This is a genomic window from Streptococcus sp. HMSC078H03, assembly GCF_001808655.1.
Taxonomy (GTDB): domain Bacteria; phylum Bacillota; class Bacilli; order Lactobacillales; family Streptococcaceae; genus Streptococcus; species Streptococcus salivarius_G.
In genome coordinates this window covers 17,355-30,281 of sequence record NZ_KV794114.1, presented here as the reverse complement: position 1 = coordinate 30,281, position 12,927 = coordinate 17,355, and the positions used below count along the sequence as shown (strand labels likewise).

Below are 12,927 nucleotides of genomic sequence, written 5' to 3'. Positions count from 1 at the left end.
GGCTCCAGCGACTAATGAAGCCACAGCTAAACCTACAGAAAACACAGCTACTACCGCTTCAAGCGAGGCTGCTACAGTATCAGAAGCACCAGTAGCTGCCTCAGAAATTGCTTCAACAGAAACAGTCTCTGAAAAACCAAGCTCTGAAGTGACAAGTACAGCTAGTTCGGAAGTAGCGCATTCTGAAACTGCACATTCTGAGGTAATTGCAACGACTAGTGAGAGTGTTACAGCTGAGAATGCGTCACCTGTCGGTGATATCCCAATCGAAAATACCACAAGAGGAACTGACCGTTCTGCCTTTACTGAAAAAAGGAATGGATTTGTTACCGAAAAAGAAGAACGCATTGAAACAGAAAACTATTTAGGTAGTCTTATTACCACAAGACATCCTTATTACGTAACTTATTACTACGATAACAACGGTAATAAGCTTATGGGATGGCAAGATATTAATGGAGAACGCTATTATTTCAAAAAAGAGCGAGAACATCCTGGTTTCGAAACCATTGATGGAAAACTCTATTACTTTACAGATAGTGCACGTATGCTCCATGATGAATTTGTTGAAGAAAATGGTCAAACTTACTATCTAGGTAGCGATGGCGTGCGAGTTTCTGGCTTACAAGATATCAAAGGACAAACCTATTACTTTAATCCTGATAGAAACGGCCAACTTAGCTACGGCTTGAACGTGGTTGGTGACAAGCTCTATCTGTTTGGAGATGCTGGCAAAGAAAATGCAGGACAATTAGTTAAAGACACACATCTCAACAACGGTGATTTCAAACTCAATATTGATCCTAATGGTATCGTTACAGTGGCAAATAACCATCCCGCTTTTCTACAAGATAATGGTGGTCACTGGTACTATATGGATAAAGATGGAAAACTTATGACTGGACCACAAACTATTGATGGTTTGACCTATTACTTTGATTCAAATGGTAGACAGGTCAAGGGGGAACGCCGTAAGGTCAATGGTAAATCCTATTTTTACGACCCAGATAACGGCGCCCTTGTGGCGAACCGCCTCGTCACCTTCAAAGCTGGACGATTCATTCCTGAAGAAAACTATGCTAAAGAAGTAAGATTTGACTTTGCTCCTTATGCAAATTATGATAACAATGAACATCCTGAACTCGAACGGTATTATCTTGGTGCCGATGGCCTACCAGTCACAGGATGGCAAACCATCAATGGTAATAAGTACTTTTTCCAAGATGATGGAAATATGGTCGTGCACAGATTTTTCAATAACTATTACTTCTACAATGATGGAACTATTGCTAGAAATAAACGATTGAATATTCCTACACACTATATTACGAGAGAATTTCCAAATATCTATGAATTTGATAATGATGGGGTTGGTAAATTCATTTCTAGTGATTTTAAGGACCTTCGACAAAAGACTGCTTATTTTGTCCAAGATAAAGATGGATACTGGCGTTACTATAATGAATATGGATTTCCTGTCGTTGGCCCTGCAACTATTGATGGCTACGACATGTATTTCCATTTAGGAACTCATAGACAAGCTAAGGGAGAGCTCGTTGATATCGATGGAAGGGTTTACTATTTTGATAAAGATAACGGTCGAAAAGTCAAAGATACAACTTTTGATTTCGATGGTAAGACCTATGTGGCAGACCAATCTGGTGTCCTCAGCATTAAAAGTCAATCAACTGAACGAAACCGCTATATCAGTGATTCCGAAGGTAACTGGTACTATGTCAATGACAAGGGTTACCTCCTCCTTGGTGCCCACACCATTGATAACGTCAACGTTTATTTCGGCACCAATGGTGTCCAATACAAAGGCCATTTTGCTCCTGATAATCACTATTACGATAAAGATAACGGTGCTTTAGTAACAGATAGATTGGTTGAGGATGGCGGCAAAGAGTTTTATGTTGATGAAAAAGGAAAGAAGTTTCACGGTACTAAATATTTGGACGGAATTCAGTACTACTTTAGATACGGCGAAAAAGTGAAAGGTGAGTTTAATTATCCATACCGTGGTGATCATTATTATGACAAAGAGACTGGTGCCCTTGTAACCGGAAAATACTTCGAACATAAGAATAACTGGTATTATGCAAATAGTAAGGGAAATATTCTGACTGGTAGAAGAGTCATCGATGGAAAGCATGTCTACTTCTACGATGATGATTACGGACAATATAAGGGTATACAAGCTAAAGATAAACTCATCATTTTAGGTGGTAAGACTTACTATTATCTTCCTGGCTCTGGTAATCGTGCTGATAATGTAACCTTGACAATCAATCACGTTACTTATTACTTCGATAATGACGGGGTTGGCCATATCCTTCGATAGTCATTTACAAGTGACTATGAACAATTACCCAACACAAAAGGAAGTCGACCAACTGTCAACTTCCTTTTTCATATCATCAATAAATGTCATACAAATAGAACCCAATTATGAACAATTCTAAAACAATTACGATTATCTTGTAAAAAAACTTGTTTGTCATAAAAAAAGTATTATAATAAAGATAGGTGAACATGTAAGCGTTTTACTAAAAACGTTGAAAGTGTACTACAGGGGATTAGGATTAGGAACTTGGCTTTAGACTTCTAACGTCAAAATAATTTTTTATGCATGAAAACTGGTCCTTAGGCACTTTGGCATGATAATCTAAGGCTCTTTTCATACACACATCAGTCTATAATATAAAACTAGAGCTTTAGAGAGAATGCTTCAAACTAAGAGCTCTAGTTTTTTGTATTTGAAGACACATGCCATAGGTTGGATTCAATAATTAAACGAAAGGAGAGAAATAAAAGTATTAGGATAAATAAGTAAAATCACTTGTTTCTAGATATAAATTACACAGCATAAGCATATTCTACTTGCCACACATTTGACGTGCTCGCCTATAAAATCTTCTTATGGCTTTAACATGGGAGATTTAGATATGGGGCTCAGTCGTTTTAACAGATTTTCTCACTTTTAACATTCTTCTGACGGCCTAGCTCCTTTATGTTACACACCTAAACATCGGTGTTCATTTTTGAAGGGAGTCTATTATGAATACTGAAATGAATTATCATTGGCAAATGTCAAAGAAACATGTCGTAGCACTTTCCTGTGCAACTGCTCTAGCTACTTTTACTTTAGTCGCACGCCCTACATTTGCGGATGAAGTAAAAATACCCGAAGCTACAGGTCAATCAACTGAAATTATTGCACCCGAACAAGAAACTGTAGTAACTAATGTTGAGATCAAAGCACCTACTACAAATCCTATCTCAACTAATACTGAGCTACCTACTAGTACAAGTACGGTTCTTAGTGAAGCTCCTAGCAGTGAAGTCGCATCATCTGAATTGGCAAGCGAATCACCAGTAGAAATCACTTCTGAACAAGAAATTAGCAATCAAGATAATGAGGCCAATAAAGCTATATCTATTAAAACGGCAACTTCAGAAGCCTCTACTACAAAAACTTCGGTAGAAAAAGTCAATGAACCTATTCCTGTCGAAGAAACAAAAACACCTACAAAAAACAGTGAACAACCTGCCCCAATCGATGAAAATGAAAAGCCAGTCACACCTTCTGTAACACTTGAAAATGCATCTCATATTTCTGGTGGACATTATTATAGTGATGATAATGGTAACTGGTATTACAAGGATGCAAATGGCAAAAATCTTGTCGGGCTGAACTATGTGGATAATGTTCCTGTTTACTTTAGCCAAGACGGTATTCAAATCAAAGGTGGTTTTGCAGAGGATGGCCGATACTATGACAAAGATTCTGGTGCTCTTGTAACCAAGGCCTTTAAAGAACTCTTAACTTATATTGGTCGTGATGATATCAACGGTCAAAACATTTATACTACTGATTGGTACTACCTTGATGCCGACGGACGGCCACTTAAAGGTCCTCAAAATCTTGGTGGTACAAACATGTACTTCTTCCCTAATGGGGCACAAGTTAAAGGACGTTTTGCACCTGACGGACACTACTATGATAAGGACTCTGGTGCGCTTGTAACTAACAGCTTTGTCCATGTCTACAACTGGAATTTCCAAAATCAAGACGGAAATCGTGTGAATCACTTTGTCATCACCATTCCTAATAATTCAGTCGTTGGACCTAACGGTGAAAACCAATTTTTGGATATGAGTCATTACCCACTTTCTAGCAATGATTTGAATCGCGAAGATTTCTACTATTACGTAGATGACAAGGGGGATAAACTGACAGGACCTCAAACCTTAAACGGCATCCATGTTTACTTCGACCAAAACGGTAGACAACTTAGAGGTGAATTCAAATTTGACGATGACGGAACTGTCCACTATTACGATGCTAAGAATGGAGCACGCGCTGAAAATACCATTGTTAGAACAAACACTGGTGCCTTCAAATTCGATGCTGACGGTAATGGACATTTGATGGGCCTTGGTGAAGTATAAGTATATAATTCAAATAACAACTATTGATATCGCATAATTACTTTGATTTAGTAATCGTTAAAAAGGAAGTCGACCAACTGTCAACTTCCTTTTTTATCTCACAAATAAACTTTTTCTTCCACTTTAAGAAAACTTTAGGCTTTGCTTTATATACTATAACCATCCTAAAACTTTTCTTTTTCATAATCTCCTAAATCCAGGGTCTAGGTCCTGGATTTTTTTTGTGCGGTCAAGAAATAAACGATGTCACAGGTTTTGAGCTATTTCTTTTCTTCTTTTGCCTGATTAATCATATCTAGGAAATAAGCATGAACCCTTTCGTCACCCGTTAATTCTGGATGAAAAGAGGTCACCAACATCTGCTTTTCTCTAGCTGCCACGATAGCCCCATTGACTTGTGCTAGAATATCCACTTCTGGTCCAACAGCTTCAATAATCGGCCCACGAATAAAGACCATTGGAATCTCGCCTATTCCTTTAAATTCAGCATCTGTGACAAAACTGCCCAATTGGCGACCATAGGCATTTCTGGCTACATTGATGTCCATACTTGCCAAATGTTTTGTTTGGTCTCCCACTATGGTTTTGGCCAACAAAATCAGACCCGCACAAGTTCCAAATACAGGTAGTCCTGCATCAATTTTCGCCTTTATCAAGTCAAACAAGTCTAAATCATGCAAGAGTTTCCCCATGACTGTCGACTCTCCCCCTGGTAGAATGAGCCCGTCCAAATCAGCGTGGGCTTCCCAATCTTGTCTATTTCTGATTTGAACCGTTTCAACCCCAAGTGCTTTCAAGACCTGCTCATGTTCTGCAAAAGCACCTTGCAAAGCCAGTATTCCGATTTTTGTCATTTATTTTCCTCGCTCTGCCATTAGGATGTCAATTTCATCCTTGTTGATACCAACCATGGCTTCACCCAAATCTTCTGACACTTGCGCCAAAATATCTGGACGATTATAGTTAGTCACTGCTTTGACGATGGCTTCCGCACGTTTTTTCGGATCTCCTGATTTGAAAATCCCTGAACCAACAAAGACACCTTCAGCACCCAACTGCATCATAAGCGCAGCATCCGCTGGCGTCGCTACACCACCTGCCGCAAAATTGACAACAGGCAACTTGCCATGTTCATGGACATAACGAACCAAATCAATTGGCACCTGCAAGTCTTTAGCGGTAATATAAAGCTCATCATCTCTAAGATTTTGAATGCGGCGAATTTCTTGATTCATGAGTCGCAAGTGGTGAACAGCCTGAACAATATCACCAGTACCAGGTTCACCCTTGGTACGAATCATAGATGCCCCTTCTGAAATACGGCGAAGAGCCTCACCAAGGTCCTTAGCTCCACAGACGAAAGGCACATCAAATTTGGTTTTGTCCACATGAATAAGGTCATCGGCCGGTGTCAAAACCTCACTCTCGTCGATATAATCAATCTCAATCGCCTGCAAAATCTGTGCTTCAACGAAATGACCAATACGCACCTTAGCCATCACTGGAATACTAACAGCGTCCTGAATTTCCTTAATCATCTTAGGATCACTCATACGTGATACCCCACCCACCGCACGAATATCGGCCGGAATGCGTTCCAAGGCCATGACTGCAGCCGCTCCTGCCGCCTCAGCGATACGTGCTTGCTCAGGATTTTGAACGTCCATGATGACGCCCCCCTTAAGCATCTGTGCCAAATTTTTATTTAAGTCGTAACGATTTGTCATTGCAATCACCTCTCATGTTTTTATGCCCTCTATTTTACACAGGATGATTTTTGAATAAAAGAGTCTTTTTCTCAAACTGTATGGGGACAATTACCCTTTCAATGATATCTATAGACGAAAAAATAAATAAATTAGGAAAACCCTTTTATAGGCTATAACTATCACAACTATAAGCATCTTTTTATAAGAGTATGGCATTTTTGTATCCGTTTTCTATTGAAGTTATTAGAAAATAAGATTAAAATATAATCGTAAATTAATTTTTGGTATTCCTGTTGTTTTAAATGTCACAGCATGAATTTACCAAGTCACCATATAAGGGGGAAAATTATGGAAAACAAAGTTCGTTTCAAACTTCATAAAGTTAAGAAACATTGGATCACAATCGCTGCCTCAAGTTTGGCTATCGGAGCTTCACTAATTGGACTAGGACAGGTCGGAGCTGATGAAGTCAAACCAGAAACGACTGCTGTTAACAGTCCTGAAAATGTCGTCTCTGACAGCAATCTTGAGACAAGTGCTAGCCTTATAACAAGAACCGAAGTAGCTCCAACGAGTACAGTTGTCGAGAATACTTCTAGTGCAGCAGTATCTACTGACACTACACCTACTAATGTCGCTACTCAGCCAACAGAAACAACTGCTACACAGCCTACTATCGAGACTGATAAAAAGGTTGAAACCGCTCAATCTAGTGAAACAACTATTGCTGATAGAAGTGCTGAAGTCTCATCTGAAACAAGCGACAACGCAGCTACTTCACAGGAAACACCCTCACAAGGTGGCAAGTTCACTTCTGATGAGCAAGGCAACTGGTATTACCTAGACAGTACCGGCCACAAACTAACGGGCCCACAAACCATCGATAGCTTTAACCTCTACTTCCATGACAATGGCATCCAAGCAAAAGGTGAAAAGGTGACCATTGATGGTAAGGATTACTACTACGATAAAGATAATGGTCGTAAGGTAACTGATACAAGTATTGAAGTAGATGGTAAAACCTATTTAGCAGATGCTGATGGCATCCTAACCGAAAAAACGCAACTACCTACCCAAGTCGTGACCGGTGGCCATTTCCAATCTGACAACCAAAAAGATTGGTATTACTACACTGCCAACGGTGAAAAATTAACTGGTTGGCAAAATGTTGATGGTGTCATCCTTTATTTTGATAAAGATGGCAAACAAGTCAAAGGACAAGAACGAGAGATTGGTGGAAAATACTATCGATTCGATGAGAATGATGGTTCTCTATTAACGAATCAGTGGCATCACACTTCAATTTTCAATGGCTATAGGACAGAACCTCAATATACAACTTATACTAATTACTTAGGCGAAGATGGTGCTGCATTTATTGGATGGCATACCATTGACAGTAAACGTTATTATTTCAAACCTGATGGACTTTTGGCTAAAAATGATACTGTCACAATTGATGGGAAGATTTATCTTTTTGATTACCAAGGACAATTGGTCAAGAACAAATATGGCATTGTTGAAACTCCTTCAATGTTCCATGCAAACACTTCTACCTACCGTACCAATGCTAACGGCGAAGTCTTAACTGGTAAACAAATTATCGATGGAAAAGAATATATCTTTGGTTCAACTGGTCAAGTCGTCGATGGTGTTGTACGTTATGATGGCAAACTTTATCTAGTCACAGATAGTAAAATAGAAAAAAACTATTTTGGAGCCCTTTTTTCAAAAAAAACATTTTGGGGCGGGCCTAGTTTCTCTGGAATCTATGGAACTGATAAAAACGGTGTCCTCCTCGAGGGCATCCAACGAGGCTCTGATGGTCACCTTCACTACTTCCAACCTGAGGTAAAAAGTGTTGATAAGCCTACATGGAAAGAAATCGATGGCAAGCGCTATCGTCTAACAAAATCATATCGAACAGAAAGATATGCTGGTATGTACACCACTATTATCCTTGCAGATACTACTTTGAAAGTCGATGATAAGACCTACACAATTGATAATGAGGGAGTTGCAACTGAGTTTACGGCCAAAAACCAATTTGTTCGTGATGACAATTGGAACTGGTACTATTACGATGCTGATGGCAAGTTCCTAACTGGTCGTCAAACTATTGATGGTGTTCAACTCTACTTTGATGCTAACGGTAAACAAGCTAAAGGTACTTTGGTTGACATTGATGGTGACACTTACTACTTTGACAAGGATAGTGGGGCTATGTGGACCAATCGTAGTCTAACTCTCAATGGAATGACCTACGAAATTGATGACCAAGGACGTGTGACATCGTCACTTCGAAATACCTTTGTTCAAGATAAAGATGGTGACTGGACCTATCTCAAAGATAAAGGGCAAGTAGCTACTGGATGGCAGACTATCGATGGTGTTCAACTCTACTTTGATGGTACGGGGAAACAAATCAAAGGTGAGCGTACACTTATAGATGGGAAGTACTACTATTTCGATAAGAACAGTGGCGAGCTCCTCCGTAATGCATTCCATTCCTTTAGTTCCTCATATAAGCTCTACTTTGGAAATGATGGTGCTCAAGTTTTCGGATGGTACACACTAGATGGTCATCGTGTTTACTTTAAAGAAGACGGTCTACAAGCTAAAGATAAGGTACTTTCAATTGATGGCAATTATTATTACTTCAATCAAGATGGCCAACTTCTTGTTAATGGTTCCGCTAAATCATATAATAGTTTATATCTTGCAGATTCAGAAGGAAAATTATTATCCGGATGGAGAGAAATTGACGGTAAGACCTATTACCTAGATCCAAGCAACCAATATCGCTATATCAATACAACAGAAACCATAAATGGCAAGACCTATCTTTTCGGTTCTTACGCAGAATTATTACGTAATGAAACTAATTCCGGTTACGTTTCAGACGAAAATGGAATCGTTCGAATAGGATTCTACCGTACTGATAAAGGATACCTATGCTATCTTGAGCCTAGGGTAATCGAGTTCTACCAACCAACTTGGAAGGAAATCGACGGTAAGCTCTATCACTTTGAAAAATCAACTTCATTAAGGAAATATCTTTACGGATCTCCAATCACAACCAATGCAACCCTTGAAAAAGATGGTAAAACTTATGTCATCGATGAAAATGGTGTGGCAACTGAGAAAGTGAATTAATGGGGAAAGAAAATCTTTCTTTTACTTTAAGAAAACTTTAGGCTTTGCTTTATATACTATAACCATCCTAAAACTTTTCTTTTTCATAATCTCCTAAATCCAGGGCGCAGGTCCTGGATTTTTTTGTGTTTTTAAACTCTTATGACTTCTAAAATTGCAACATTAACCTTGTTAGTCACTTTTGAATGTAATCGTTTTTTTATTTTTGTCTAAATTTCTTATATTTTCTTGAAAGTCTCTAAAATAGCGCTATAATAGGACTTAGGAAATGGAGGAAAAAGTATGAAAGTACATTCTAATTTTACTGGACCTAAGTCCAAAAAACGTCTGATTGCATTCTCATGTGCAACTGCTCTTGCTAGCTTTGCTTTTATCGCAAGGCCTGCATTTGCGGAGGAAGCTAAAGCTGACAACTCATCAAACCTTGATGTGACTGCTGCTACCACTGCCAATGTGGAAACTACCGCAGACCTCGTCGAAACTAAGGTTGTTGAAGCACCTGCTACTACTGAAAATGTTGCTAGCACAGAAAACACCACAAATGTCTCAGAACAAGCCTCAACTTCTACAGCAAGTTCTGAAACTGCCAGTGAAACAGCTTCAACAACTGCAAGCGAAAGTCAAGCACCTGCGGAATCAGCCGCTGGCCAAACACGTGAGGCTGTAACTACAGACCGAGCTGCCAATGAGGCTGCATCAGCAACCGCAGATACCAATAGTGAAACCAATGTTACCGGTGGTCAATATTATAGTGATAGCCTTGGTAACTGGTATTATAAGGATGCTAGTGGTAAGAACCTAACTGGTGCACAAAAAATCGATGGGATCAACGTTTATTTCGATGAAAATGGCATACAAGTCAAGGGAAACTTTTCAAAAAATAAACAATACTATGATGCAGATTCTGGTGCTCTTGTAACGGATTGTTATATTAATCATCTTGGTGGTGTTTACTATGTCGATAAAAATGGTGAACCATTAAAAGGCGCACAAACCATTCAAGGAAAACAAGTTTATTTCAATGATTACAACGGCCTTCAAGTTCGAGACGGATTTGCTAGCAATGAACACTTCTACGATAAAGATGGTAACCTTGTAACAGATAGCTATGTTTTTAGCACTAAATACAACTATAACAACACTATCTATCCTTTCTATGTTGATAAAAATGGCGACAAATTAAAAGGTGAACAAATCATCAATGGAAAATCTGTCTATTTCGATAAGTATGATGGAGCACAGGTGCGTAATAGCGTTGCTGACAATGGGCGTTTCTATGATCAAGATGGTAATTTAGTTGATCTAGGGAAAAAACACTACGTGTTCATCGATAACCATTGGTTCTATGTTGATGAAGATGGAAAGATACTTAAAGGTGAACAAGTCATTGATGGTGTGAAAGTTTACTTTACCCCTTATTACGGATATCAAATTAAAGGGGATTTTAATTCTGACGGCCAATTCTATGACAAGGATACTGGCGAGCTCGTGACAAACCGTTATATTCAATTAACACGCTACGAATCGAACGGCTCTATGGCTCCAACTCTAGAGACCCATTGGTATTATCTTGGGGCAGACGGAAAAGTGGTAACAGGTCCACAAGTTATTGACGGCGTTCGTGTCTACTTTAACTATAGAGGACACCAAGCAAAAGGAGACTTTGGCTACGATGGTTATTATTATGATAAAGACACTGGAGCACTCGTCAAAAATAGCTTTGTCTCCTTAGAGCAACCATCAGGAACCCTTATTTATTACCTCGATAACGAAGGCAATACAATTAAGAGAGAACAAATTATTAATGGTAAGCATCTCAACTTCGGTGAATACGGTATCCAAGTTAAGGGAAATTTCGCACCTAATGGACTTTTTTATGATGCAATTACAGGGGAACCTGTTACTAATCGTTATGTTCAAATCAATGACCAGAGTAACTCATATAATACCCTTGAAAATAAAGATAAATGGTTCTATATCGGTTCAGACTCTAAAGCTCTTAAAGGAGAGCAAGTCATTAATGGCGTAACCGTATTCTTTGACAAAGATGGGGTTCAAGCTAAAGGGATTTTCGCAGATGACGGTTTCTATTATGATAAAGATTCTGGAGCACGCGTTAATCTTGGCAACAATCAGTTTGTTCAAGTGAACGGTAACTGGTACTATCTTAATAACGAAGGTAAAATTGTAAAAGGTGAACAAGTCATTAATGGCAACAATTTTTACTTTGATAAAGATGGCAAGCAAGTTAAAGGGAACTTTGCTGAAAATGGAGCGTACTATGATGAAAATTCAGGAGTACAAGTAACCAATCGTTATGTTAACTTCAATAACAATTGGTATAGAATCGGTGCTAAAGGTACTCCTCTTAAAGGTGCCCATGTCGTTGATGGTCATAATGTTTTCTTTGACCAAGACGGTAAACAGATTAAGGGCGACTTCGCTTCGGATGGCTACTATTACAGTAAAAATTCAGGAGACCGAGTAGACTTAGGACAAAATCATTATCAAAACATAAACAATAATTGGTATTATATTGGTAATGACGGCAAACGCCTTACTGGTGAACAAGTCATTGATGGTGTCGAGGTCTACTTCGATAGTACTGGTAAGCAGGTTAAAGGAAACTTTGCTGAAAACGATTCATTTTACGATAAAGATAGTGGTGCCCGCCTTAAGGAACAATTTGTCGATTTGAATGGAAAGACTTATTATGTTGATGCTAAAGGCAAAAGACTTAGAGAAGGGGGAGTTCGAACTATCAATGGTAAAGAGTATACCTTTACGGGCGGTGCAGATCCCCACCTTGCTAGAGAAGAATTTCTATATCCTTACGGCTACTCTTCATTCTACGATTTGAATAACAAAGAAGTCAAAGGGCCTCAATTCGTTAAGGCCAAAAACGGTAATAGATATTACATTACCGCTTCTGGTCACGTCCCATTAGGGCTTCACATTATCAACGGAGAACTTTATATGTTTGATGCTCCGACAAATAAATATGCTGATGGTAGGGTTAGTGCGAATGGCTTGACTAAAGACTATTTCCCATCACTTATTCCTAATGGTAGCCATATCTATTACTTTGATAAGGAAACAGCTACTGCTATAAAAAATCAATATAAAGAGGTTAATGGTAACTGGTATTACTTTGGACCTAATTGGTATGCACTAACCGGTGAACAAACTATTGATGGGGCTCATGTCTATTTCCATAGAGATGGCAAACAAGCTAAAGGGGAACTAGTCACTGTAAATGATAAACTTCATTATTATGATCCTAACAGTGGTGCACGTACTGAGAACACTACCCTCACTATCGAAGGTAAGACCTACCATTTTGATGCTGAGGGAAATGGAAAACTCCTCAATTAGTGTAAGTGAGCAGTAAGCATTATGAAAAAGTAATTCCATCTTCCACTTTAAGAAAACTTTAGGCTTTGCTTTATATACTATAACCATCCTAAAACTTTTCTTTTTCATAATCTCCTAAATCCAGGGCATAGGTCCTGGATTTTTTTGTTTTTAGAAAAGTCTGTAGCAACTAAAATCATCCCCTCTCTCACTCGCATCACAATGTAATCGTTTTCTTATTTTTGTCTAAATT

At 38.8% G+C, this 12,927-nt stretch carries 6 protein-coding genes; 4 read left to right on the top strand and 2 right to left on the bottom strand.

Annotated features, from left to right (window positions below; genetic code table 11):
- Positions 1–2,344 (top strand): glucosyl transferase (locus HMPREF2607_RS07680; RefSeq protein WP_070476582.1); only part of this gene is annotated, 2,344 nt, incomplete at its 5' end.
- Between the two features lie 746 nt (positions 2,345–3,090).
- Positions 3,091–4,455: a hypothetical protein gene (locus HMPREF2607_RS07675; RefSeq protein WP_261674289.1), complete on the top strand. Its 1,365-nt coding sequence runs from the start codon at positions 3,091–3,093 to the stop codon at positions 4,453–4,455.
- Between the two features lie 260 nt (positions 4,456–4,715).
- Here HMPREF2607_RS07675 and pdxT read toward each other — a convergent pair whose 3' ends face one another.
- Positions 4,716–5,309, bottom strand: coding sequence for a pyridoxal 5'-phosphate synthase glutaminase subunit PdxT (gene pdxT / locus HMPREF2607_RS07670; protein WP_070476580.1), 594 nt, complete (start codon positions 5,307–5,309; stop codon positions 4,716–4,718).
- Complete coding sequence (gene pdxS, locus HMPREF2607_RS07665; RefSeq protein WP_021151642.1) at positions 5,310–6,182, bottom strand: pyridoxal 5'-phosphate synthase lyase subunit PdxS; 873 nt, start codon at positions 6,180–6,182, stop codon at positions 5,310–5,312. It lies immediately after the preceding gene.
- Between the two features lie 330 nt (positions 6,183–6,512).
- On the opposite strand from pdxS, the gene HMPREF2607_RS07660 reads away from it, so the two are divergent.
- Together HMPREF2607_RS07660 and HMPREF2607_RS07655 are read left to right on the top strand one after the other, a co-directional pair.
- Positions 6,513–9,320: a KxYKxGKxW signal peptide domain-containing protein gene (locus HMPREF2607_RS07660; protein ID WP_070476578.1), complete on the top strand. Its 2,808-nt coding sequence runs from the start codon at positions 6,513–6,515 to the stop codon at positions 9,318–9,320.
- Positions 9,321–9,602: 282 nt separating this feature from the next.
- A complete protein-coding gene (locus tag HMPREF2607_RS07655; RefSeq protein WP_070476576.1) occupies positions 9,603–12,695 on the top strand; it encodes a hypothetical protein in 3,093 nt (1,030 codons plus the stop codon).
- Positions 12,696–12,927: the final 232 nt, after the last annotated feature.